Source organism: Vreelandella gomseomensis (assembly GCF_031451645.1).
GTDB lineage: Bacteria > Pseudomonadota > Gammaproteobacteria > Pseudomonadales > Halomonadaceae > Vreelandella > Vreelandella gomseomensis.
In genome coordinates this window covers 1-23368 of record NZ_JARWAI010000001.1, presented here as the reverse complement: position 1 = coordinate 23368, position 23368 = coordinate 1, and the positions used below count along the sequence as shown (strand labels likewise).

Annotated in this window: 21 protein-coding genes, 1 pseudogene and 1 riboswitch; of the genes and pseudogenes, 15 read left to right on the top strand and 7 right to left on the bottom strand. The window is 56.5% G+C overall.

What is annotated here, in order from left to right; all coding sequences use genetic code 11:
- Positions 1–2: 2 nt before the first annotated feature.
- From cyoB to QC815_RS00090, 5 genes are all read left to right on the top strand, one after another.
- Complete coding sequence (cyoB, locus tag QC815_RS00110) at positions 3–2042, top strand: cytochrome o ubiquinol oxidase subunit I (protein WP_230446238.1); 2040 nt, start codon at positions 3–5, stop codon at positions 2040–2042.
- A 2-nt stretch (positions 2043–2044) separates the two neighbouring features.
- Positions 2045–2665, top strand: coding sequence for a cytochrome o ubiquinol oxidase subunit III (gene cyoC / locus QC815_RS00105; RefSeq protein WP_230446239.1), 621 nt, complete (start codon positions 2045–2047; stop codon positions 2663–2665).
- Position 2666: 1 nt separating this feature from the next.
- Positions 2667–2984, top strand: a complete 318-nt coding sequence (cyoD, locus tag QC815_RS00100) for a cytochrome o ubiquinol oxidase subunit IV (protein WP_230446240.1) — start codon at positions 2667–2669, stop codon at positions 2982–2984.
- 5 nt (positions 2985–2989) lie between these two features.
- Positions 2990–3880, top strand: coding sequence for a heme o synthase (gene cyoE / locus QC815_RS00095; protein ID WP_230446241.1), 891 nt, complete (start codon positions 2990–2992; stop codon positions 3878–3880).
- A 113-nt stretch (positions 3881–3993) separates the two neighbouring features.
- Positions 3994–4599 (top strand): Yip1 family protein, encoded by a 606-nt coding sequence (locus QC815_RS00090; RefSeq protein WP_230446242.1) that lies wholly within the window; start codon positions 3994–3996, stop codon positions 4597–4599.
- Positions 4600–4688: 89 nt separating this feature from the next.
- Here the strand turns inward: QC815_RS00090 and pta are convergent, their stop codons facing one another.
- Positions 4689–6878, bottom strand: a complete 2190-nt coding sequence (gene pta / locus QC815_RS00085) for a phosphate acetyltransferase (RefSeq protein ID WP_309766280.1) — start codon at positions 6876–6878, stop codon at positions 4689–4691.
- Entirely contained in the window at positions 6875–8059 is a 1185-nt protein-coding gene (locus tag QC815_RS00080) for an acetate/propionate family kinase (RefSeq protein WP_309766278.1), read from the bottom strand. Before QC815_RS00080 ends, pta begins: the two co-directional genes overlap by 4 nt.
- Before the next feature lie 167 nt (positions 8060–8226).
- On the opposite strand from QC815_RS00080, the gene QC815_RS00075 reads away from it, so the two are divergent.
- The 5 genes from QC815_RS00075 (at position 8227) to QC815_RS00055 (ending at position 12825) form a co-directional block, all read left to right on the top strand.
- Positions 8227–9147 carry an EamA family transporter gene (locus tag QC815_RS00075; protein WP_230446245.1) on the top strand — a complete coding sequence of 307 codons (921 nt, stop codon included), beginning with the start codon at positions 8227–8229 and terminating at the stop codon, positions 9145–9147.
- A 62-nt stretch (positions 9148–9209) separates the two neighbouring features.
- Positions 9210–10271: an HlyD family secretion protein gene (locus QC815_RS00070; protein WP_230446246.1), complete on the top strand. Its 1062-nt coding sequence runs from the start codon at positions 9210–9212 to the stop codon at positions 10269–10271.
- Positions 10272–10273: 2 nt separating this feature from the next.
- On the top strand, positions 10274–11305 hold the full coding sequence (locus QC815_RS00065; RefSeq protein ID WP_230446247.1) for a DUF2955 domain-containing protein: 1032 nt from the start codon (positions 10274–10276) through the stop codon (positions 11303–11305).
- Positions 11306–11409: 104 nt separating this feature from the next.
- On the top strand, positions 11410–11595 hold the full coding sequence (locus QC815_RS00060) for a CsbD family protein (RefSeq protein WP_230446248.1): 186 nt from the start codon (positions 11410–11412) through the stop codon (positions 11593–11595).
- Positions 11596–11745: 150 nt separating this feature from the next.
- On the top strand, positions 11746–12825 hold the full coding sequence (locus QC815_RS00055; protein WP_309766272.1) for an NAD(P)-dependent alcohol dehydrogenase: 1080 nt from the start codon (positions 11746–11748) through the stop codon (positions 12823–12825).
- Between the two features lie 104 nt (positions 12826–12929).
- Here the strand turns inward: QC815_RS00055 and QC815_RS00050 are convergent, their stop codons facing one another.
- The 4 genes from QC815_RS00050 to QC815_RS00035 all read right to left on the bottom strand — a co-directional run bounded on the left by QC815_RS00050 (position 12930) and on the right by QC815_RS00035 (position 18654).
- Positions 12930–14600 carry a hypothetical protein gene (locus QC815_RS00050; RefSeq protein WP_309766270.1) on the bottom strand — a complete coding sequence of 557 codons (1671 nt, stop codon included), beginning with the start codon at positions 14598–14600 and terminating at the stop codon, positions 12930–12932.
- A gap of 180 nt (positions 14601–14780) precedes the next feature.
- Positions 14781–16685 (bottom strand): phosphomethylpyrimidine synthase ThiC, encoded by a 1905-nt coding sequence (gene thiC, locus QC815_RS00045; RefSeq protein WP_309766268.1) that lies wholly within the window; start codon positions 16683–16685, stop codon positions 14781–14783.
- 26 nt (positions 16686–16711) lie between these two features.
- The gene (tenA, locus tag QC815_RS00040; RefSeq protein ID WP_309766664.1) at positions 16712–17380 is read right to left on the bottom strand and encodes a thiaminase II; all 669 of its coding nucleotides are present in this window, start codon (positions 17378–17380) and stop codon (positions 16712–16714) included.
- An 89-nt stretch (positions 17381–17469) separates the two neighbouring features.
- A riboswitch (TPP riboswitch) is annotated at positions 17470–17629 on the bottom strand.
- Between the two features lie 80 nt (positions 17630–17709).
- On the bottom strand, positions 17710–18654 hold the full coding sequence (locus QC815_RS00035; RefSeq protein ID WP_309766266.1) for an integron integrase: 945 nt from the start codon (positions 18652–18654) through the stop codon (positions 17710–17712).
- 235 nt (positions 18655–18889) lie between these two features.
- Between QC815_RS00035 and QC815_RS00030 the strand changes: the two genes are divergently transcribed.
- The 5 genes from QC815_RS00030 to QC815_RS00010 all read left to right on the top strand — a co-directional run bounded on the left by QC815_RS00030 (position 18890) and on the right by QC815_RS00010 (position 23205).
- Positions 18890–19630 carry a hypothetical protein gene (locus tag QC815_RS00030; protein ID WP_309766265.1) on the top strand — a complete coding sequence of 247 codons (741 nt, stop codon included), beginning with the start codon at positions 18890–18892 and terminating at the stop codon, positions 19628–19630.
- Between the two features lie 82 nt (positions 19631–19712).
- Entirely contained in the window at positions 19713–20987 is a 1275-nt protein-coding gene (locus tag QC815_RS00025; protein WP_309766263.1) for a hypothetical protein, read from the top strand.
- Positions 20988–21061: 74 nt separating this feature from the next.
- Positions 21062–22267: a hypothetical protein gene (locus tag QC815_RS00020; protein WP_309766261.1), complete on the top strand. Its 1206-nt coding sequence runs from the start codon at positions 21062–21064 to the stop codon at positions 22265–22267.
- A 71-nt stretch (positions 22268–22338) separates the two neighbouring features.
- Positions 22339–22728, top strand: coding sequence for a DUF6932 family protein (locus QC815_RS00015; protein ID WP_309766258.1), 390 nt, complete (start codon positions 22339–22341; stop codon positions 22726–22728).
- A gap of 111 nt (positions 22729–22839) precedes the next feature.
- Positions 22840–23205: a hypothetical protein gene (locus tag QC815_RS00010; RefSeq protein WP_309766256.1), complete on the top strand. Its 366-nt coding sequence runs from the start codon at positions 22840–22842 to the stop codon at positions 23203–23205.
- Positions 23206–23216: 11 nt separating this feature from the next.
- Here the strand turns inward: QC815_RS00010 and QC815_RS00005 are convergent.
- A pseudogene (locus tag QC815_RS00005) lies at positions 23217–23368 on the bottom strand (IS30 family transposase); the annotation flags it as partial.

The window sequence follows — 23368 nt, the reverse complement described above, 5'->3', positions numbered from 1 at the left end:
CTATGTTTGGAAAACTCGGTTTAGACTCGATCCCCTTTTACGATCCCATCATCGTATCGCTGATGATCATGACCGCTTTGGGCGGAGCCGTAGTGTTAGGGGGTGTTACCTACTACCGTAAGTGGGGCTACCTGTGGAGCGAGTGGGTGACCTCGGTCGACCACAAGAAAATCGGGATCATGTACTTTATCGTGGCCCTGGTGATGTTGGTCCGCGGTATTGGTGAAGCCCTGATGATGCGTGCCCAGTTGGCGATTGCATCCGGCGGGGCAGAAGGCTTCCTGCCGCCGGAGCACTACGACCAGCTGTTCACGACTCACGGCGTCATCATGATCTTCTTCGTGGCCATGCCCATGGTCATTGGCTTGATGAACCTTATCGTGCCGCTTCAGATCGGTGCCCGCGACGTTGCCTACCCGTTCCTGAACAACCTCAGCTTCTGGTTGTTTGTATCCGGTGCGATGATCGTCAACCTATCGCTGTTTATCGGCGAGTTCGGTACCACCGGCTGGTTGGCCTACGCGCCTCTCTCGGGGATTGAGTACAGTCCCGGGGTCGGGGTCGATTACTGGATATGGGCGTTGCAGATATCCGGGGTAGGTACCACGTTGACGGGTATCAACTTCTTCGTGACGATCCTGAAAATGCGTGCGCCGGGCATGAAAATGTTCCGCATGCCGATCTTTACCTGGACGTCGCTGTGCGCCAACGTGCTGATCATCGCGTCGTTCCCGATTCTGACCGCGACGATTGCGCTGCTGACCCTTGATCGCTACCTGGGGATGAACTTCTTCACCAACGATCTTGGCGGCAACGTGATGATGTACGTCAACCTCATCTGGGCCTGGGGCCATCCTGAGGTGTACATCCTGATTCTGCCGGCCTTCGGGGTGTTCTCCGAGGTCGTGGCGACGTACGCCCGCAAACGGCTGTTCGGCTACCACACCATGGTATGGGCCACCGTCGCGATTACGATTCTGTCGTTTGTCGTGTGGCTGCACCACTTCTTCACCATGGGGGCGGGGGCCAACGTCAATGCCTTCTTCGGTATCATGACGATGATCATCGCCATCCCCACGGGCGTGAAGGTATTCAACTGGCTGTTCACCATGTATCGCGGCAGCATCGAGCTGTCCGTGCCCATGCTGTGGCTCATCGGTTTCATCATCGTCTTTACCATCGGTGGTATGACCGGCGTCATGTTGTCGGTACCGGCCGCTAACTTCGTGCTGCATAACAGCCTGTTCGTTATCGCCCACTTCCACAACGTGATTATTGGCGGCGTGGTGTTCGGCATGATGGCGGGCATGTACTACTGGTTCCCGAAAGCGTTTGGCTTCAAGCTCGACGAAAAGTGGGGCAAGCGCAGCTTCTGGTGCTGGTTGATCGGCTTTCTCATGGCCTTTATGCCGCTCTACGTGCTGAGCTTCGATGGGGCCGTGCGTCGCATGTCGTCCTACGAACCCACCGAGTGGCAGCCGATGATGATCGTTGCCTTTATCGGCGCCTGCATCATCCTGATGGGTATCTTGTCGACGCTGATCATGGTGGCGGTCAGCATCAAGAACCGTCACAGCATGCAGTATGCTGATATCAGCGGTGACCCTTGGGATGGTCGTACTCTGGAGTGGGCCACGTCTTCTCCTGCGCCGTTCTACAACTTTGCGCACCTGCCGAAAATCAGCGGTATCGATGATTACTGGCGTCAGAAGCAGGAAGGGCGTGAAGCAATCGGTAACGGGCCTTATCAGGATATCCACATGCCGCGCAACACGATTGCCGGACCGGTTATCAGCCTGTTCTCGATGATCTTCGGCTTTGCCCTGGTATGGCATATCTGGTGGCTGGCGATCGTCGGTGGTATCGGTATGTTTGTTGCCTTTATCGCCCGCGTAGCCAATGACGATATTGACTACTACGTGCCGGCGGCTGAAGTCGAACGTATTGAGACTGAACACAAGCAGCGCCTCGAAGAGTATCGGGAGTGGGTCAAGCAGCATCCCGAAGAAGCGTCTCATCTACAGGTTCGGATGCAGGGGTAACCATGGCGAGCGAAGCAGTAAGTAACCACGACGATCACGCGCACTCAGAAGCGCACGATCACCACGATACCAGCAGCATCAAGGTGTTCGGTTTCTGGGTCTACCTGATGAGCGACTTGGTGATCTTCGGAACACTATTCGCAACCTTCGCCGTGCTCCTTCGGGGCACGGCCGGTGGACCCGACGGCTCCGAGATCTTTGATCTACCGCTGATTCTGGCCGGTACCTTTGCACTGTTGATCAGTAGTTTTACCTACGGCATGGCAGTGCTGGCAATGAACGCCGAGAAGGTCGATCAGGTCAAGAAATGGCTGTGGATCACCTTCGTGCTGGGGTTAGCCTTTATCGGGATGGAGATCTATGAGTTCCAGCATCTCATCCATCTCGGCTACGGGCCTGATCGCAGCGCCTTTTTATCGGCCTTCTTTACATTGGTTGGCACACACGGTCTGCACGTAACCTTCGGGCTGGTCTGGATCCTGGTGGTACTCTACCAATTGCGTACCAAGGGTCTGAATGACATGACTCGCCCGCGTATCCTGTGCCTCAGCCTGTTCTGGCACTTCCTGGATATTGTGTGGATTTGCGTATTTTCGTTCGTCTATCTGATGGGGGCTCTGTAATATGAAGGACTCACCCACTGCACACGGCAGCGTCAAGTCTTATGTGACGGGGCTGATTCTCTCCATCGTGCTGACCATTATTCCCTTCGCGGCGGTAATGAGCGGTGCGCTGAGCATGAACGTCACCGTCTGGACGATCGTAATCACCGCCGTTGCCCAGATCTTGGTGCAGCTTGTGATGTTCATGCACATGGACACCAAGCAAGAGGAAGGCTGGAACTTCATGTCCTTTGTCTTCACCTTGATTATTCTCGGCCTGGTAGTTGGAGGTTCGTTGTGGATCATGCATCACCTGCACCTCAATCTGCACATCGGGTAACGTTTATGGCAAAGATGGGCGATTATTTCGCCCTCACCAAACCGGGCATTATCGGTGGCAATACCATTTCGGTCATGGGCGGCTATTTTTTAGCCGCCCGCGGCCAATTTGATCTGCTGATATTCATGAGCGCGGTGGTGGGTCTGGCGCTGGTCATTGCGTCAGGCTGTGCCTTCAATAACGTGATCGATCGCGATATCGATGCGGTAATGAGCCGTACGCGTACGCGGGCCCTGGTTCAGGGTCGCATCACCCCCTTTGCGGCACTGTGCTTTGCAACACTGCTCGGGATTGCCGGCTTTACGGTACTGGCGCTGGGCACCAATGCGCTCACCGTCGGACTCGCCGGCTTTGGCTACGCCATCTATGTCGGGGCGTACAGCCTCTACATGAAGCGTCATTCGGAGTTTGGCACCCTGGTCGGGAGTCTTTCCGGGGCCATCCCGCCGGTGGTGGGCTACTGTGCCGTGGCCAACCAGCTCGATGCCGGGGCGCTGACGCTGTTGCTCATCTTCTGCCTGTGGCAAATGCCGCATTCCTATGCGATTGCCATTTTCCGGATGGATGACTACCGCGCCGCTTCAATCCCCGTTTTGCCGGTGGTGCGCGGCATCGCGTCGGCACGCCGCTATATCCTCGGCTATATCGTCGCGTTCATTGCCGCGTCGCTTGCCCTGGCGCTGGCCGGCTACGCGGGTATTGGCTACCTGATCGTCGCACTGGTCATGGGCAGCTACTGGCTGTACCTGGCGGTTCAGGGCTATCAGGGCGACGAAGTGCGCTGGGCCAAGCGCGTGTTCGGCGTGTCGATCCTGGCGATTACGGCATTGAGCCTTGCCATGTCGTTGGACGCCAGCCTGCTGTCCTTGCCACCGTTGTTAGACCGTTGGTCGTAATGTACGTCAGAAAGTAGGCAGGAGTGCAACGCTCCTGCCTATACTGTCTGTAAGCCCGTCTTGGGTGTAATCGGCTATCCCGCCGGTTTGCAAGGACAGTAGGAGGCGTACCCATGCTGACACATGTCTGGGGCTTGATGGCCCATCCTCAGCGCGAATGGAAACAGATGCATGACGAGCATGAAACGGTGTTTCACCTTTATGCTCACCACGTATTGATTCTCAGCGCTGTCCCCGTTGTCTGTTCATTTATCGGCACGACCCAGTTTGGCTGGGGGCTCGGTGCCGAACGCACCATCCAGCTTGGACTGCTGGATGCGTTTTATGCGGGCATCGTTTTCTATCTGGTGATACTGGCAGCCGTCTGGTTCATGGGCAGCGTCATTCACTGGATGGCCCAGCGGTTTGTGCATCCGCCCAATCGTCGTCGCTGCGTCAAGTTTGCCGGTTATGTGGCAACGCCCATGTTGCTGAGCGGCATTGTCGCCCTGTATCCCATCGTCTGGCTGTGCCTGCTGGCCGGGGTGATCGGGCTGTGCTGGTCGGGCTATCTGCTCTACGTCGGGATACCGAATTTCCTGGATATTTCTGATGAACAAGGCTTCATCGTATCGAGTGCTACGCTTGCGATCGGCGTGCTGGTACTCGAGATGTTGCTGGCCGCGACCGTCCTGCTATGGGGCTATGGCGAGCAGATTATCCTGAGTCTCCTCCAGTAACCTTTATCTCTTTGCTACGCCTGCCTGGCAATTGATTGCCCGCCGCCTCGATCGGTCACCGATGGGGCGGCGAAGTCGTTGTGGCGACGTTAGGTATCTGCCGTGCGCTGGCTGGCCTGGATGGCCGTCAGGGCGATGGTATACACGATGTCGTCGACCAGCGCGCCGCGGGACAGGTCGTTCACCGGCTTGTTGAGGCCCTGCAGCATGGGGCCGACACTCACCACGCGAGCGCTGCGCTGAACCGCTTTGTAGGTGGTGTTACCCGTATTCAGGTCGGGGAATACGAACACCGTGGCTCTGCCCGCGACCGGCGAGTCGGGGGCTTTTTGTCGGCCGACGCTTTCGATGGCGGCGGCGTCGTACTGCAGCGGCCCGTCGATCAGCAGATCCGGCGCGCGCTGCCTGGCAATGCGCGTTGCCTCGCGGACTTTATCCACATCGGCCCCGGTGCCCGAATCGCCCGTCGAATAGCTGATCATCGCCACGCGCGGCTCGATGCCGAAGGCCTTGGCAGAATGCGCGCTTTGCAGAGCAATTTCCGCCAGGGTTTCGGCGTCCGGGTCGGGATTGACCGCGCAGTCCCCGTACACCACGACCTGTTCGGGCAGCAGCATGAAAAAGATCGACGACACCTGATGGTACTCGGGGGCGGTCTTGATCAACTGAAAGGCCGGGCGCACGGTATTGGCCGTGGTATGCACCGCCCCGGAGACCAGGCCGTCCACTTCATCCAGCGCCAGCATCATGGTGCCCAGCACGACAGTATCCTGCAGCTGCGCCTCGGCGGTCAGCTCGTTGAGCTTGCCGCGACGGCGGTCCACCATTGGGGCGATGTAATGCGCGCGGGTGCTTTCGGGGTCGATGATGGTCAGCGACTCCGGTAGCGTCAGGCCGCGGTTGCGGGCGACGTTTTCGATATCGTCGCGCTTGCCCAGTAGCACGCAGTTGGCAATGCCGCGCCGCTGGCAGATGATTGCCGCCTCGATGGTGCGTGGCTCATCGCCTTCTGGCAGCACGATGCGCTTGTTGGCCTGCTGAGCCAGTTTGACCAGCTGATGGCGAAAGGCGGAAGGCGAAAGCCGGTGGGTATAGCCCTGGCTGAGGTTGTCCTTCAGCCAGTCCAGGTCGATATGCGCGGCGACGTAGCGGGCGACCTGTTCGGCGCGCTCGAAGTCGTCCATGGGAATTTCGCTGCTCAGCTGGCTCAGGTTCTGGGCGGTGGTCAGGCTGTCGGTGTCTACCGCCAGCACCGGCAAGCCGGTCTTCAGCGCCGGCCGACACATCTCGATCATGTTGTCGTTGGGCATGAAGCCGTTGGTCAGCAGCACGCCGGCCAGCCGGGTACCGTTCATGGTGGCGAGCGCCGAGGCCAGGATGACGTCGTCGCGATCCCCGGAGGCCACGACCAGCGTCCCCGGCTTGAAGATATGCAGCGCGTTGGCCGCGCTGCGGGCACACAGGCTGGTGGACAGCACCCGGCGGGTGGACGCTTCGCCTTCGCTGAGCACCCGGGCATCCAGCGCCCGGGCGACGTCCAGCGTGCGCAGAGCGCTGAGGGTGTTGCTGTAGGGGACGACGCCGATCAGGTGGAACCTGTCGGTGGCCAGCGACGGCGAATAGCGGCGCAGTTCGTCGAGCAGCGAGGCCTCGAGCTGCGGCTTGATGGTGCCGGGCGCGGCGGAAAGGTCGTCTTCCTGGGCGTAGGGTAGGTGCTGCATGCGCATCAGAATGCCACCCAGGGTTCTGCTTGAGCTCACTCCACCGAAGCTGCGGGCGTGCATGTCGAGCTCTTCGGCGAGCCCCTGAGGGTCATCCAGGTCGCCGGTGCCCACCAGAATGATCCGCGCGTTGAGCGCATGGGCGAGCTGGGCGTTTGTCTGGGTGGCGTAGGTGGTGTGCTGGGTGGGCACCACGCCCTCGACCACCACCAGTTCCAGCGCGCTGCCGTCGCGATAAGCCTGCTGGGTCACCTGGTCGACAAGCTCCATCACGTTTTCCATCAGCTCGTCGGTCTGGTTATCCCGCAGCAGGCGCTCCAGCCGAGCCTGGGAAATGGGCGAGGGCGGACGCTGGTTCAGGGTGCGCGATACCAGCGCCGTCGAGCGGTCGAGCCCCGGGCCGTTCAGCTCGTGCTGCATGAACGGCTTGAGAAAACCCGCCTTGAGGCCGATGGTATCCAGCGCCTGGATCAGACCCAGGCAGGCCGAGGTCAAGCCGACCCCCTCGCGGGTAGGTACCAGCAAGAGGGCCTGGGGGGTGTCGGCGGGCGTGTTCATGCGTGGGTCTCCAGGCAGTGGCGGGTTTCCATGGCGATACGTGCCTCTTCGTCGGTGGGGATCACCCACACCTCTGGGCCGCGATGATCGGCGCGATCCAGCGCGCCTTCCCGGCCGCGAATCGTGGCGTCGTTGGTGGCGTCGTCCAGCGCAAAGCCGAAGTGAGGCATCAGCTGAATCACCCGGCGCCGCACCTGCGGCGAGTTTTCGCCAATGCCACCGGTGAAGATCACGCCGTCGAGGGTAGGCAGCGCGCAGGACAGGCCGGCCAGCGATTTGGCAATACGGTAGCAGAACACCTCCACCGCCAGCGACGCCCCCGCGTGGCCCTGCTCGGCGGCCTGTTCGATTTCGCGCATGTCGTTGGTCAGGCCGGAAAGCCCCAGCAGGCCGCTTTGCTTATTCAGCACGTTATCGATCTCGTCCAGCGACCAGCCCAATTGGCGGTGAAGGTGAGCGTGCAGGCCGGGGTCGACATCGCCGCTTCGGGTACCCATCACCAGGCCTTCCAGCGGGGTTAGCCCCATGCTGGTGTCCAGGCTCTGGTTCTGCCATACCGCGCTGGTCGAGCAGCCGTTGCCCAGGTGCGCCGTCAGCCAGCCGCCCGCGCCGTGCGTGCTTAATTGACTGGCGCGCTGGCTGACATACGCATGGCTGGTGCCGTGAAAACCGTAGCGCCGAATGCCGTGATCGCGGTAAAGCGCGTCGGGCAGGGCGTAACGGTAGGCCCGGGGCGGCAGGGTTTGATGAAAGGCGGTATCGAACACCGCGACTTGGGGCAGGCTGGGAAACACCTGCCGGGTGGCGGCAACACCGGTCAGGTTGGCCGGGTTATGCAGCGGGGCCAGGGCCGCGGTGCTGTCGATGGCGGCGATGACGCCGTCGTCGATCAGCGCCGCCTGGGTAAAGTGCTCGCCGCCGTGGACGATGCGGTGGCCAACGGCGCTGGGCTTGCGGCCCTCCAGGCGGTCGAGAATCGCGCTCAGTGCCTGGGCGTGATCAGCGCCGGGCAAGGGCTGGCTGAAGCGTTCGCCGGCGCTGTCGGTGCCTTTCAGCACGGCCGCCTGGCTGCCCAGCCGCTCGGCGATGCCGTCAAGGCGTGGTGCCTGTGGATCTTCGTCGATCAAGGCGTATTTAATCGAGGAGGAACCACAGTTGATGACCAGTACCGATGCGTTCATGGGGGCCCTTCAGCAAAGACAGAGGATGTAGATTTTTAGACCTTAGTATAACATGTGGCGGTGTTAACAATCAGCTTGTAAATCTCGTTAGCCTTCTAGATAAAATCTCGGCATCCTGATAGTGCCGTTATGTTTATCTGCCATCTTACAAAGAGTCCGCTGTTACTATGCCATCCCCATCGCTGCCGTCCTTTCTGCCTCGCCATCTGGCGATCCTGCTGTTGATGACGGTGGCCACCATGTTTGCGGCCAACCACGTATCGGCCAGGTTGGCCTTCGATAACGGTACGGGGCTGCTGCTGGCCGTGCTGACCCGCTCGGGCGTCGCCTGTCTGATTCTGGTGTGCCTGGTCGTGGCACAAAGAAAGCGCCTCTGGCTGCCGCCCGGCACCTGGCCGTGGCAACTGGCCGTTGGCTTGTGCATCACGGTGCAGAGCGTGTGCCTGTATTCAGCGGTGGCGCGCCTGCCCGTGGTCATCGCCTTGCTGCTGGTGAATACCTTTCCCATCCAGCTGGCCCTGCTGAGCTGGGCGCTGGGCGGCCCGCGGCCCACGCTGCGCAGCTGCCTGATCATGGGCACCATCCTGATCGGCCTGTTGGTGGTGCTCGACATACCCGCCTGGTTTGCCAGCGCCGAGGGAATGGGCCCGGGGTGGCTAGCGGGTATCGGCTTTGGCCTGACGGCGGCGTTTGCCTTCGCCTGCGCGCTGTGGACCACCGAGCACCGCCTGGCACGCGTGGGCAGCACGCTGCGCAGCCTGCTGACCATGCAAACCGTGTTCATCGCCATGATTATCGGTGGCATCGCGGGCGTGGTGCCGGAGGGCATGAGCCTGCCCGATAACGGGACGGGCTGGCTGGGCCTGGCGCTTTTGGGCGTGCTGTATGGTTCGGCGTTCTCGACGCTGTTCATTTTCGTGCCGCGCCTGAACATGGCGCGCAACGCGCCGGTGATGAACATCGAGCCGGTGGCCTCGTTAGTGATTGGTTACTTCGTTCTGGGGCAGATGCTCACCCCAAGCCAGCTCCTCGGCGGCGCCGTGGTAGTGGGCGGCATCGTGGTGCTGAGCCTGTCGAAACAACGCTAGTTTGTTAGCGCGCTAATTAAATGCTAAGCTAGCGGTGTAATTAACACGCTAACGAGCTTCGCATGTCCCCCGAACAACGATTTGCCCGCTGGGTGAAGGTGGCGCTCGCCACCTTTGTGGTTTTATTTGTCTACTTTCTGATCGCTGACAGCTTCATGCCGCTCACGCCCGAGGCGCGGGTGCTGCGCCCGGTGGTGCGTGTCGCCCCTGAGCTGAGTGCGCCGGTGAGCGAGGTGGCGGTCGAGGATCACCAGCGGGTCGCGAAGGGCGACGTGCTGTTTCGTCTGGACCCGGCACCGTTTCGGCTGGCGCTGGCTGACGCCGAATTACAGCGCGAGCAGGCCAAGCAGGACAACGCGCGTTTGGCGGCGGAGCTGGCCGCTGCGCGCGCGGAACTGGCTTCGGCCCAGGCCAGCGCCGAAGAAAAGCGCGGCGAGCGACAGCGTGCCGAGACCCTGGTTGCCCGCCAGGGCATCTCTCGCCAGCAGTTCGAGCAGCGCGTCGCCGCCGCGCAGACCGCCCAGGCGGCGGTGGCGGCGGCCGAGGCGCGTACCCACAGCCTGGAAGTACAGCTTGGCGCAGAAGGCGAGGCGAATCTGCGCCTGCGCCAGGCCGAAAACGCGGTCGACCAGGCCGAACTGGATCTGGCGCATACCCGGGTGCGCGCCGACGCGCCCGGCGTGGTGACCAATCTGCAGCTGCAGCCGGGTGACTACGTTCAGGCCGGCCAGCCGGTGCTTGCGCTGGTCACGGAAGCTATCGACATCATTGCCGATTTCCGCGAGAAAAGCCTGCGCCACGTTCGCCCCGGCGATAGCGCCAAGGTGGTGCTGGATGCCTGGCCCGGGCGGGTGCTTGAAGGCCACGTCAGCGCCTTCGATGCCGGCGTGCGTGAAGGCCAGCTGGCGGCGGACGGACAGCTGGCCGATATCCCGACCACCGACCGCTGGGTCCGCGATGCCCAGCGGTTGCGGCTCCACGTCACGCTCGATGAACCCCTCGACGTATTGCCCGCCAGCGGTGCCCGCGCCAGCGTCCAGCTGGTGCCGGGCGATCACCTCCTGGCCAGGCCGTTCGCCGCGCTGCAGGCGCGCCTGGTGAGCTGGCTGCACGTGGTGTATTGAACATGGCCCTGAACGAGAACGGTCTGCGTCAGTGCCTGCGCGTTGCGGGCGGGGGCTCGCTTGGGTTTATCGTCAGCCAGCTGATGGGCTGGAACTACGGCGTGTTCTTCACCGTGTTTCCGATGTTTCTGCTGGGCATGGTGCCCATCCTCAACGGCCACATCGTGCGTCAGTTTCTGGCCAACGTGTCGGTCAACGTGCTCGAAGTCAGCCTGGTGGTTGGCCTGCTCAAGCACATGCCGGTGGTCATGACGCTGGTGGTGCTGGGCATGTTTCTGTTCCGCTTTCACCTGATGGCCAGGGGCCCGCTGTTTCTGTACGGCGCCAACGGCGTGCTCACGCTGAGTATTCTGCTGCACTTTGCCAGCTACCCCGGGGTCGACTTGAGCGATCTGCTGGCCAGCAATATGGTCGCCAGCGCGCTGGCAGTGCTGATCGCCATGCTCATGCACGTGCTGTTTCCCGATGTGGAACCCCGCCAGCCACCGCCCCGCGCCGCAAAGCCCGCCGCGCAGATTCGTCATGAAACCCTGATCGGCGGCATCACCGCCACGCTGTCGTTTGTGGTGTTTCAGGTGCTTGATTTACAGGGCTCGCTGTCGGCGCAGATGGCGACGATTCTGATTCTGTTCGCCCTCGGCTATCACGGCGCCAGGCTGTCGGCGGGCAAGCGTGCCATCGGCACGCTGCTTGGCTGCAACCTGGCGCTCGTCATGCAGCTGTTGCTGTTCAGCCAAAGCCATCATTTCACGTTGGTGATACTGCTGTACTGGCTGGGGCTGATGCTGTTTGCCCGCGAGCATATTCTGGAAGGGGCGGGGTCAGGGATTGGCTTTGGCGGGCTTACCACGCTTGGCATCCTGTTTGGTCAGTCACTCGGCCCGGAGCAGGATCTGGTTTATAGCGCGCTTTACCGGTTTTCCTCGATGAGCGTGGCGCTGGTGGCCACGGTACTGGTCATGGCCTGCCTGCACGCGTTACTCAATCGTTGGCCGCCAACACGGCTACCCGACCATTTACCTGAAACGAGTTGATGCAAGGTGGCGAATACCGACTACGCTGATGACAGTGTCGTGAACGAAGTAAGTATTTACTAGCGCGCGACATCCTCTCCACTAACGGATTAGAGGTGCGCATCATGGCAAGTGGCAAAAAAGACAAAGCAAAAGGGGTTGCCAATCAGACGGTTGGTAAACTGAGAGAAACAGCCGGGAAAGCCACCGGCAGCGGCAAGACCGAAGCCAAGGGCAAGGCTCAACAGGCAAAGGGTGGCATGCAAAAAGGCATGGGTGAGACCAAGGGCAGCCACAAGAAACAACGCTAAACGTTCAGACGAGAACCGGCAGGGGGCATGTGGCTCCCTGTTGGCGTTTGCGGGTTGAAAGCGCAAACCTTGATGTGGCGCAACGTTATCCCGCCTCCAGTGTGACGTAATGGCGATGTGCTTCGATTCCCCTGATAGAGGAAACGCCCCATGCCTGCCATGATGAAAGCGGCCATCTTTGTCGAGCCCGGCCGTATCGAAATCGACGACAAACCCATTCCCGATATTGGCCCCAACGATGCCCTCGTGCGCGTGACCACGACAACCATCTGCGGCACCGACGTGCATATCCTCAAAGGCGAGTACCCGGTGGAGCGCGGCTTGACCATCGGCCACGAACCCGTGGGTGTCATCGAAAAACTCGGCGCCAACGTACAGGGCTACCAGGAAGGCCAGCGGGTGATTGCCGGGGCGATCTGCCCGAGCTTTACCTCTTACGGCTGCCAGGACGGCTGCTCATCCCAGGATGGCGGCCACCACAGCCACGGCTACAAACCCATGGGCGGCTGGCGGTTTGGCAATACCATCGACGGCGCCCAGGCGGAATACCTGCTGGTGCCCGACGCCCAGGCGAACCTCTCGCCGGTGCCCGACGGCCTGACTGACGAACAGGTGCTGATGTGCCCGGACATCATGTCCACCGGCTTTGCCGGTGCCGAAGCCGGAGGGATCAAGATTGGCGACACCGTGGTGGTGTTTGCTCAGGGGCCGATCGGCCTTTGCGCGACGGCCGGTGCAAGGCTGCGCGGGGCGGGCATGATCATTGCCGTTGACGGCGTGGACGAGCGCCTGACCATGGCCAGGCAGATGGGCGCCGACGTCACCCTGGATTTCCGCAAGGTCGACGTGGTGGATGAAGTCCTCAAGCTCACCGGCGGGCGCGGCGTGGACGTGGCCATCGAAGCCCTCGGCCTGCAGCAGACCTTCGAGTCAGCCCTGCGCGTCCTGAAACCCGGCGGAACACTTTCCAGTCTCGGCGTCTACTCCGAAGACCTGACGATTCCGCTGGGGGCGTTCTGCGCGGGCCTGGGCGACCACAAGATCATTACCTCGCTGTGCCCGGGTGGCAAAGAGCGCATGCGTCGGCTGATGAGTATCATCGCCGCCGGCCGCCTGGATCTGGGCCCCATGGTCACCCACCGCTTCGCGCTGGAGAACATCGTCGAAGCCTACGATCTCTTCTCCCACCAACGCGACGGCGTACTGAAAGTAGCGCTCGAGGTCTCCTGAGTTTCAGTCGCCAAGTTCAGCAATGAGCCAAAAATGAAAAACCCGCTAACGGTCGCTATGCAGCCGTCAGCGGGTGTTTGGCAGGCGACAATAGCCGCCAGGCCTCAGTCGAGTTCCAGCGAGAGGTTCATCTCAACGCCGGCATCGCCCACGCTGACCCCGTACTCCATGTGCTTGTAGGTATCGCCATACTGCCGGAACATGTCAATATCGGACGCTTCCAGCGCGTCGGCAGGCGCCTGCTCCATGACATCGGCCAGCGAATGGTAAAACTCACTGGCCAGGTGGCCATGAAGCAGTAAGTCCTGCTCTGATGCCGGGGCTTGAAGCGCTTCCTGCAGTGACGCCGGGTCGCTGATGTCTGCGCCCAGGGCAATCGCCGTATCCGACATGGCGGCATACAGCGGCGGTGTTTCCGGCGGCAGCATCATGCTGTCGATTCGCTTGGCGTCTCCGCCGGGTTCAAGCCCAAGCGCGCCCAGTTCAGGCAAGAAGGTGGCTGCGGTCGTCACCAGCCCCATCGGGTTTGGGGAAGCAAGGGTCAGGATGCCGCTGCCACTGGGCTCGCCGTCGATCATTGTCAGGCTGTCGATGCGCGCTCTCAGGCCGGATAGCGCTGACCCGATCATCATGGTGGCCGGGTTGTTCATCGCCACGTTGATCTCGGCCCAGGCGCTGTTCAAATCCTGTAGCTCATTGCAGCTGAAGGGATTCTGACGAACCTCCCGGGCATATTTTTGAACCGTCTGAAGCAGTAACGGCAAATTAAGGCCCATGCCGACACTGGCGATACCCTCTGTACTGCCAAGGCCTGGCACCTGAGTGGTCAGGGCGCGCAGGTCAGTGACAATCGCTTCATCGGTTTCCAGGATGACATTCATCTCCATGCGATTCTGGTTGTACTCGCGCATGCCCATCACAAGGCCGGGGAAGCGGCTGGTAATGCGGTCAATATCGGCCTGGCAGGCCGACAGATCCAACTGCTCTGCCTCAACGGCGTCCATCAATGCTTGAGTCCCCGTATGCGTGGGGGAGCCCAGTTCATTAAGCAGGCGTGAAAAGTCGACTTCCCCGGCACCGTAGGGGGTAAAGTCATGGCGCTGCTCAAGTTCTGCCAGCGCACCAGAGTCGCCAAGGTTGCTGTCAGGCAAATCGCTACCCAGTACCTGCGCAAGCAACGCGTCGCTGGCATCCTGCGGCACTACCGACATCAGCAGCTGCTGATCTTCAATGACAAGAATTGCCTGGACGGGCGCCTCGGGGGTCAGGATCCAGTAGTCGGTGCCGTTGGTAGTGGCCGTGCGGGGGTTGAGCTCCGCCTTGGTCAGGAGACGCTTGAGCGTTTCGCGAAACGCCTCTTCATCCTGCAGCTGCATGCGCAATACAGGCAAGATACCCAGTCCATACAAAGCGGCCCGAGGGCTTGCCTTCAAGCCCAGCGCATGGAAGTCATCCAGTGATTCAACACCGTCGAGCTCTTCACCCATGGCGATCAGCAGCTTTATCATTGCCCGCGACACGTCATCGTCAGTATCGGCCAGCGTAATGCGCAGTTCATCCAGGTCAGACTCAAGGCTCGCCATGGGCTGCATGCGCTGGTAGAGGTCGAAGGCCTCCTGCTCAGGCATTGCCTCGCTGGAGGCCATGAAGTAGGGCGCGTCAGCCGGAATATAATCCAGTATCGTCGCTGCGTCGGTTGATGCCTTGTCGTCGCTGCAGCCGCTGAGCAGGCCAGCGCTGATCAGGGTAACCGCCAGGGAAAGCTTGGTTTTCATCGGGTATTCGTTCCTTGAATGGTGTGGGGTTGAAAGAATTGTTGGGCTGAAGAATCAGTAAATGATAATCATACACAAAATTTGCTTTATTATCTTCTGCTTATGTAAAAAAGTGACCCTTGAGGCTTGCAACACTCAAGAGCCACCATACGCAGCCGCGTGGTTTTTAAGGCTGCTGCTTTAAACCTCCTGATACAGCTCGCTGCCTTTATCGCGAAATTTCTCCGCCTGCTCTTCCATGCCTTTCATCACCGCTTCCTGATCGCCGTTTAGCCCGTGCTCGTTTGCATAGTCACGCACTTCCTGACTGATCTTCATGGAGCAGAACTTCGGCCCGCACATGGAGCAGAAGTGGGCCACCTTGGCGGAGTCCTTGGGCAGGGTTTCATCGTGGTATTCGCGAGCGGTATCCGGGTCCAGCCCCAGATTGAACTGATCCTCCCAGCGGAACTCGAAGCGCGCCTTGGACAGCGCATTGTCGCGCCGCTGTGCGGCTGGGTGGCCCTTGGCCAAGTCCGCCGCGTGGGCCGCAATCTTGTAGGTGATGATGCCGGTTTTGACGTCGTCTTTATTGGGCAGACCCAGGTGCTCCTTGGGCGTCACGTAGCAGAGCATGGCGCAGCCAAACCAGCCGATCATCGCCGCCCCGATGCCCGAGGTAATGTGGTCGTAGCCGGGGGCGATATCGGTGACCAGCGGGCCGAGGGTGTAGAAGGGCGCTTCGTCGCAGTACTCCAGCTGCTTGTCCATGTTTTCTTTCACAAGATGCATGGGCACGTGGCCGGGGCCTTCGATCATCACCTGCACATCGTGCTTCCAGGCAATGTGAGTGAGCTCGCCCAGGGTCTTGAGTTCGGCCATCTGCGCTTCGTCGTTGGCATCCGCCACCGAGCCGGGGCGCAGGCCATCGCCGAGGGAGAACGCCACGTCGTACTGTTTGCAGATCTCGCAGATATCTTCGAAATGGGTGTACAGGAAGCTCTCCTGGTGGTGGTACAAACACCACTTGGCCATGATCGAGCCGCCGCGGCTGACAATACCGGTGACGCGCTTGGCGGTGAGCGGCACATAGCGCAGCAGTACGCCCGCGTGAATGGTGAAGTAATCCACGCCCTGTTCCGCCTGCTCGATCAGCGTATCGCGGAAGACCTCCCAGGTGAGGTCTTCGGCCACGCCGTTGACCTTTTCCAGCGCCTGGTAGATCGGCACCGTGCCAATGGGCACCGGTGAGTTGCGCAGGATCCACTCGCGGGTCTCGTGGATATTCTGCCCGGTGGAGAGATCCATGATGGTGTCCGCGCCCCAGCGGATCCCCCAGGTCATCTTGTCTACCTCTTCCTCGATGGAAGACGTCACCGCCGAGTTGCCCAGATTGCCGTTAATCTTGACCAGGAAGTTGCGGCCAATGATCATCGGCTCGCTTTCCGGGTGGTTGATGTTATTGGGAATAATCGCCCGCCCGCGGGCGACTTCATCGCGCACGAACTCCGGGGTGATCTCTTCGGGCAGGCTGGCGCCAAAGCTCTGACCTTTATGCTGGTGGCCCAGAATGCGCTCTACTTCCGCATTGCCCAACGCCTGGCGGCGCTGGTTTTCCCGCAGGGCGATAAACTCCATTTCCGGCGTAATAATCCCCTGGCGGGCGTAGTACAGCTGGGTCACGTTCTTGCCCGCTTTTGCGCGGCGTGGTGTACGGGTTAGATCAAAGCGCAGCTGCGCAAGAGTCGGATCGTTGGCGCGGCGATGGCCGTACTCGCTGGTGGGGCCGGTCAAGAACTCGGTGTCGTCCCGCGCTTCAATCCAGGCGCGACGCAGCGCCGGCAGGCCGCGACGCAGGTCGATCTGGGCGTCGGGGTCGGTGTAGGGGCCGGAGGTGTCGTAAACCAGCAGTGGCGGGTTCTGCTCGTCGTCGGCGGAGGTCTTGGTGGGCGAGAGGGTAATCTCGCGAAACGGCACGCGAATATCCGGCCGCGAGCCTTCCACGTACACCTTGCGCGAGCCCGGCAGCGGCGCGATGGCGGCGGCATCCACCTGGGCGGTGTCGGCTAAAAAGTGGGCGGTTTTGCTTTTGACGGTCTTGGTCATGACGGTGTCCTTGTCGTTATCGGTCATTATTCAGAAAGGTCTAAGCCCATCTGCCAGAAGTCGATTTCCAGGCGGGTGGCATCGCGGAAGATCTTGCTCAGCTCGGCAAAACGGGCGGGGGTAACGTCGGCCAGGCGGGCATTGAGCCATTCGAGCTCCGCCCGCATGGCGGACTGAAACTCTTCGCTCTCGTACATGCCAATCCAGGCGTCAAAGGGGTTTTGCTCGCCGCGTAGCGTGGTGGGCTGGTCGTTCAGCCAGTTGGCGATTTCGCCGTAGCCGACCAGGCAGGGGGCCAGCGCCACGTGCAAATCGAGCAGGTCGCCCCGGCTACCGGTATCCAGCACATAGCGGGTGTAGGCAAGCGTCGCCCTGGCTTCGGGAAGCTCCGCCAGCTCCGCCTCTCGGATGCCCCACTCGTGGCAAAAGCCCACGTGCAGGCCCAGCTCCACGTCCACGATGGCTTTCATGCCGTCATGGGCCTGGCGAAGATCGGCGAGGGTGGGGCTTTTATAAGCGGCCAGCGCATAGGCGCGGGCGAAGTGGATCAAGAACAGGTAGTCCTGCTTTAAATAGTGGCGAAAGGACGCCTCGGGCAGCGTCGCCGTGCCCAACTGACGCACGAAATCGTGCTCGATATAGGCGCGCCACTCATCGTGACAAGCGTTGGTGAGATAGGTAAAGCAGTAGCCCATGATGCCTCCGGTAGTAATGATCCGGAGGGCAGGCGTGAGATCGAGGAAATGGCGCGGAAAGGTGGCGTGCGATCGTGGGAGAAAGCTAGCCATGGCCATCGCTTGATCCCTACGCCGGTACCCGCGTGCAACTCATGTGAGCAGCAGCGCATTAGCCGGATCAGGTTCAGCGGGACCAGCGCTTGGCAGCAAAAAATGCACACCCTGCGCCATCTCAGCCGGATATCACCGGCACCCCGTCAAGCTGTTCGTCGGTGGAGTGTAGGAGGCGGGTGGGGGAGATGCAAGAGAACTCCTGTGATCGGGTGACAGCTTTGCTACGTACGGCGCTAACCTAATGGGCTTCTAACACCCGCAAAGCCATTACCCAGCACATGGGTGTATATTTGAGTGGTTTCGATGCTCTTGTGTCCCAGTAGCTCTTGAACCGTGCGAATATCGGTGCCTTGGCTTAGCAGCTGAGTTGCGAAACTGTGGCGTAAAGAGTGACATGACCCAGGGCGCGTCAGAGAAGAAGATCGCATGGCATATTTAACGGCTTTTTGTACGGCAGACGTATGAATGTGGTGTAGCACTATCCGGTTGTCGTCATCGAAACAGGGCTTGGATGAAGGAAAAAGCCATTGCCATGCGAGGGAAATGCCCGCATTCGGATATTTTTGATCCAGCGCGTAGGGCAGTGATACCGGAATGGCGTTGGTTTCAATGCGGGCCGCAAGCTGTTGCTCCGCTATCTGAATATGGGCGTTTAACGCTTCCTCACAAGAGGGGGGCAATAGCGTGGTGCGGTCTTTATTGCCCTTGCCCGCACGGACAGTAATGACGTGACGCGCAAAATCGATATCTTTTACGCGTAACCGACAAGTTTCGGAGACTCTTAACCCAGAGCCGTACATCAGCGATGCAATCAGGAGCATGGAGCCGGACAGGTGCTCAAACACACCCATAACCTCCTGGTGGGAAAGCACGACAGGCAAGCGCTGAGAGCGCTTAGCCCGGCTAAAATTACCAATCTCACCCAGCGGTTGATCTAGAACGTGGCGATAAAGAAATACGATGGCGTTGAGTGCCTGGTTTTGTGTTGCCGCAGCAACACGCCTCTCTATCGCGAGATATTCCAAAAATTGACGCACTTCATTACCCGCCATGGTGGCAGGATGCCGCATTCTGTGGAAACGAATGAAAAAGCGAATCCAGTAGCAATAGGTTTTCTCAGTGCGAAGGCTATAGCGCTTGACTCTGAGGGCAGCTTTCACCCTCTCCATCAGTTTCATAGATTGCACCCATGTCGCTTTTAACTGATTTTATATACAGTATCATTGAAAATAGCAAATCGCGCAAGCACGCGAATTTTGTCTATACCGCCAAATTTTGCTTTGCTCTCAAGGGAATCAATGGGGTAGAGTCAAAATGGCAAGCTGCAAAATCCCAATGAATGCGCCGTCGTGTTCATTGAGGTTTTGTAGCTGGGTGTAGAATCACTGTTAGCTATCTAGTTGGAGTCTGTCATTGAATCGAGAAATTTTTCAAAAACAATATGATTTTGAATTAGAGCAAAGAAATGGAATTGCCTCAGCTACTAATACTCCGATTGTTGCCCTGACCATTCTTGGTGGTGCTCTAACGAGTATAATTAATGGCTTTAATTATAATTATAATCTTGTGACCTACTATTTCATTGGCTGCATAGTTTTATCAGCAGTAAGTATGCTCGTTTGTATTTATAAGGTCGTTCGGACATTCTTAGGGTATTCATACCAGAAAGTGCCCGCAGCTAAAGAGCTGAAACACTATCTTAATCAGTTAAAAGATTGGCATAACTCCAATGGTAGTGACGAGGCTTCTGCATATAAAGATTTTGATGAATACTTTGATGAACGATTGTCTGAAGCAGCTGATTTTAATAGCCAGAATAATATCGCGCGTGGTAATTATCTTCATGATGCCACTGCAGCTGTAGTAATAGCATTTATTTTTCTTTTTGCTGCATCACCATCTTATGTCTACCAAAAAGTAAGTCATAAGGAAACAGTTTATCAAGTTCACTTAACTAACGAGGAAAATGTAATGGCAGAAAATGAATCAGGGAATAATGGGCAACAAAGTAATCCAACACCTTCGGCTGCTCCAGTTCAAAATCCATCGGCAGCTCCCAAACCTACAGGTCCTCAAAATGTAGTGTTTAAAGGAAATACAAAAGGGAATAATGTACAAGCGTCCAATAGTTCAGGCTCTGATAAAAATAGCTAACAAGAGCAAGCATCAGACTAACTAATCGCTTCGGCTCTTAGTTAGCTGGTGTTGCAAGCGTTAATCATTTTAAGGAGGATTTGTGCGAACGGATGAAGTTTTTGGAATTTCCCCTGAGGTGCGCGATGCATCCTATGTAGATCGCGGAGAACTTGATTCAAAATTGCAACGTTCCCTCCGTAGAACAAAACATATAGCGATTAGGGGCCCTTCTAAGAGTGGAAAGTCCTGGCTTCGTCAAAAAGTCATCGACAACCCGATAGTTGTGCAGTGCCGTTTACATAAGTCATTTGCGGATATCTATGTCGATGCACTATCTCAAATTGGTATCAAGCTAACACTTAGCGAGTCCAAAAGTGGTTCAGTGAAAGGCTCCGTTAGTGCCTCTGGAGACGTTGGTGCTGCTCTGCTAGGTAAAATTGGAATCAATGTTCAGGCTGAATCGAACAAGGGAACAGAAAAGAGCGAGAAGCCTGTTGGCCAAGATATCGACGACTTGCGATATATCGCTGATATATTAAAGGCTTCAAATAGAAGATTGATTATTGAAGACTTCCATTATATGTCTACTGACGACAGGCGAAGCTTTTCTTTTGATTTGAAAGCTCTCTGGGACTATGGAGTCTTCGTTATTATCGTTGGTGTTTGGTCTGAAACCAATCTTCTTCTGCATCTTAACCCTGACTTAGCAGGTAGGGTTGATGAAATATCAGTAGCTTGGTCGCCACAGGACTTACGGGAAATTATAAATAAAGGTGAAAGAAAGCTTAACTTAAATATCGGTGACAACGTCAAAAGCAGATTAGTGGAGCTGGCTTATACAAATGCCGGCGTCTTGCAGCAACTCACTCTTTTTACTCTAGACGACGCCGAAATAGAAGCAAAAACATTTCGATCTCAGAAGCTTGATAATCTCGAGCATGTTGACTCGGCAGCCATGGAATATGCAGATCAGTTGAATCCTGTATATCAGCAGTTTTCGAAACAGGTGTCAGGCGGAATAAGGTCACGTCGAAATTCAACTGGTATATACGCCTATGCCATGGCGACTATTATTGAAGCTTCTGATAACGAATTAATCAACGGATTGAGTGCGCGCAGAATCTTTGAAGTTGCTCATTCTCGACAAGATAGAATCCAGCTTGGGAATCTCAAAGCGATTCTTGAAAAAATTCCTGAGCTTCAAGTTGATGATGAGGGGCGAGGGCTAATTCTGACTTACAACTCAGCTACTGAAGAAGTGAGTGTTGTTGATCGGCAGTTGTTGCTTTACAGGCGTTTTGCCACGGTGAAATGGCCTTGGGAAGACATGATCGCGGAAGCCGATGCACAGGGTGGACAGCTGGACAATGATTAACAAGTGAATGAAGCCGACCGCTTTGCGCTGGCGCTCCAAGCGGCGGCTTATTCAAGGCGTTATGAGGAAAAGGGATGCCATTAGAATTCATAAAAGAAAACCTTGAAAAAGTGGACTGTGAAATTTCTATCGAGGGGAATAAGATTTATTACCACTACGATGGTAACAAGGAAGAAATTTTAATTGATGATGATTGGAAAAAAGAAATACGTTCTTACAAACGATCGAATCAGTTTGAATTTGATCTAGAAGAGAGAAGACTTGTTGGTCCCAGAATCATCGAGTCAATGGTAGCACCATTAGGAGCTGATATTTTCTATAGACCTGACTATACGTTTACCGCAGGGGCAGGAAGAGAGGTCAGGCTTACAGAAAGCAGTAAAAGATTTCAACTTTCATTCTTCGCATCAGCAGAATACGAGAGATTCTTTGAGTCGGTAATTCAAAGGAAGATTTCTCGTTTCATCAAACGTGAGAGGAAATTATCGTTCGGGGATCTTCTTTGGCGGCAGAGAACAATTTCTTACCACGTCCCAAGAAAACAAGAAAAATACCAAATCATGCGAGAAGGGCTTCCAAAGATGGAAGCCTGTTTGTTCAAATTGGCGGCAGAGAATAACGAGTGCTGGGAATTTAGACGCCGCATCAAGAAGCCTGTTATTGCATGGACTGATGAGTTTGACGAAGATAACTTAAAGATCCCGCTTGCAAAATATGACTCAAATCTTGTCAAGTATTTTAAAGTGGCCATAAGTAGCCAGTTTCCAAGTCAGTCATTTTTGGCTTTCTATCATGTTCTAGAATACAATTTTTTGTTGGTATCTGACGAAGTTCTTCATGGAAGGCTTAAGTCCCATGTCAATAGTACGAGATTTCAAGGTCAAGACGATGAGATTGAAAAGATAATTTCCATTGTCAAAAAGCATGGCAGTTCGTCAGATGAGACCGAGATGTTAATGAGGGTACTAAGGAAGTATGTTGATGAAGAAGAGCTAATTGAGTTTATTTCAAAATCTGAAGATGGTGCGGAAGAAAAAATATACAGTAAAACTAGAGAAGTTTTTGGCGAGCGGTTTCATATACAATTAAAGTCCGACCATGTAATTTCAAATACAGCTAAGCTGATAAAGCATATAAGGAATGCCCTAGTTCACTCATCAGATAGATATTCTAGAGACGATTGTCATATCCCATTAACGGAGTCAGAGGACATTGTAAGAGAGTACATTCCGTTGATTCGCTTCCTTTCAGAACGAGTGATTTGTGCCAAAACCTCATAACAAGCGCATGTTGTCGGACTGGTTTTCCGCTGCGCTCCAAACCACCTGCAAATGCGAGCGTTAGAGCGCATATGAATATTTCCCAGTTTAAAATCACCTACGCAACAAATGCACATAGACTTGCACTATTTGAAGAGCTTTTAAAATTTATCGAGAAGGCGGACGAATACTTACACCCTTACCAAGTGGCAGTATATGGGAGCTTCATCACCAACAAACCAAGCCTCGGCGACATTGATGTAATACTTCAAGGCTTCGTAAGGAAAGATAAATGGGGTGAGTACAGCCCCAGCATTTTCCGCCTAGATGGCCCAATTCACGTCAAGCCATTCATTACAATGTCTATGGACGATGTGTGCAATTTAAAGCCAATTGACAATGTGATAAAAGAGTTCTCTAGCACAGAAGAAAATAAGCTCAGAAATTTCAATATAGCGAGCTACGTGCAAATTACGTTCTAACAAACCAAGGCAGCGGGACATATTTTGCTTCGCTGCGCTCAAAACGCAAAATATACCCCTGATTGGGGCGTTAAGCAGCCATTATAGAACTTCACATTTGAAGGATATGTTATGCAAGAAAACCCAGCCGGAAGGCTTCACGAAATTTTAACTCAGTTAAAAGATTCAAGTCCTAGCAGTAAAATGAAAAACATTTGGGCTGATGTTTTAGGTATTGACAAAAATGACGAGATGAAAGTCGTAAGGCAGGTCATTGAAGTCTATGGGCTAACATTAGAAATCGAAAAATTAATAAAATTAAAGCCCGAGATTAATCATGAGCTTTATCTGGCTTCGTTTGACATCATGGAGAATATAACATCCCCTACTAATTTTCATAAGTCATGGCATGAGGTAAGCGGGCAGTTTGAGACTGATGTTCTCACAAGGTTGGAGTTTTGTTCTTATGAGTTAAGCCGGGGCGGATGCAGGCTCTGAGTGCAACACCGTCAATGTGTCGATGACGGAACCTCATGGTACTTCGCCAGCTCCTCGCTCATCACCTCAATTGGGCACTTGAAGTCGAAGCGCTTTCGCGGGCGCATGTTCAACTCAAGCGCGATCTCATCTAGTTCTTGCTGGCTATAGACCGATAGATCCG

What these genes read in the sequence shown, in the direction of transcription:
- QC815_RS00035 (WP_309766266.1), bottom strand. Translation starts at nt 18,654, where the DNA reads ATGAAACTGATGGAGAGGGTGAAAGCTGCCCTCAGAGTCAAGCGCTAT.
- QC815_RS00055 (WP_309766272.1), top strand. Translation starts at nt 11,746, where the DNA reads ATGCCTGCCATGATGAAAGCGGCCATCTTTGTCGAGCCCGGCCGTATC.
- cyoC (WP_230446239.1), top strand. Translation starts at nt 2,045, where the DNA reads ATGGCGAGCGAAGCAGTAAGTAACCACGACGATCACGCGCACTCAGAA.
- pta (WP_309766280.1), bottom strand. Translation starts at nt 6,878, where the DNA reads ATGAACACGCCCGCCGACACCCCCCAGGCCCTCTTGCTGGTACCTACC.
- QC815_RS00050 (WP_309766270.1), bottom strand. Translation starts at nt 14,600, where the DNA reads ATGAAAACCAAGCTTTCCCTGGCGGTTACCCTGATCAGCGCTGGCCTG.
- QC815_RS00070 (WP_230446246.1), top strand. Translation starts at nt 9,210, where the DNA reads ATGTCCCCCGAACAACGATTTGCCCGCTGGGTGAAGGTGGCGCTCGCC.
- cyoE (WP_230446241.1), top strand. Translation starts at nt 2,990, where the DNA reads ATGGCAAAGATGGGCGATTATTTCGCCCTCACCAAACCGGGCATTATC.
- cyoD (WP_230446240.1), top strand. Translation starts at nt 2,667, where the DNA reads ATGAAGGACTCACCCACTGCACACGGCAGCGTCAAGTCTTATGTGACG.
- QC815_RS00065 (WP_230446247.1), top strand. Translation starts at nt 10,274, where the DNA reads ATGGCCCTGAACGAGAACGGTCTGCGTCAGTGCCTGCGCGTTGCGGGC.
- QC815_RS00060 (WP_230446248.1), top strand. Translation starts at nt 11,410, where the DNA reads ATGGCAAGTGGCAAAAAAGACAAAGCAAAAGGGGTTGCCAATCAGACG.
- QC815_RS00090 (WP_230446242.1), top strand. Translation starts at nt 3,994, where the DNA reads ATGCTGACACATGTCTGGGGCTTGATGGCCCATCCTCAGCGCGAATGG.
- QC815_RS00075 (WP_230446245.1), top strand. Translation starts at nt 8,227, where the DNA reads ATGCCATCCCCATCGCTGCCGTCCTTTCTGCCTCGCCATCTGGCGATC.
- QC815_RS00020 (WP_309766261.1), top strand. Translation starts at nt 21,062, where the DNA reads ATGCCATTAGAATTCATAAAAGAAAACCTTGAAAAAGTGGACTGTGAA.
- QC815_RS00010 (WP_309766256.1), top strand. Translation starts at nt 22,840, where the DNA reads ATGCAAGAAAACCCAGCCGGAAGGCTTCACGAAATTTTAACTCAGTTA.
- QC815_RS00015 (WP_309766258.1), top strand. Translation starts at nt 22,339, where the DNA reads ATGAATATTTCCCAGTTTAAAATCACCTACGCAACAAATGCACATAGA.
- thiC (WP_309766268.1), bottom strand. Translation starts at nt 16,685, where the DNA reads ATGACCAAGACCGTCAAAAGCAAAACCGCCCACTTTTTAGCCGACACC.
- tenA (WP_309766664.1), bottom strand. Translation starts at nt 17,380, where the DNA reads ATGGGCTACTGCTTTACCTATCTCACCAACGCTTGTCACGATGAGTGG.
- cyoB (WP_230446238.1), top strand. Translation starts at nt 3, where the DNA reads ATGTTTGGAAAACTCGGTTTAGACTCGATCCCCTTTTACGATCCCATC.
- QC815_RS00080 (WP_309766278.1), bottom strand. Translation starts at nt 8,059, where the DNA reads ATGAACGCATCGGTACTGGTCATCAACTGTGGTTCCTCCTCGATTAAA.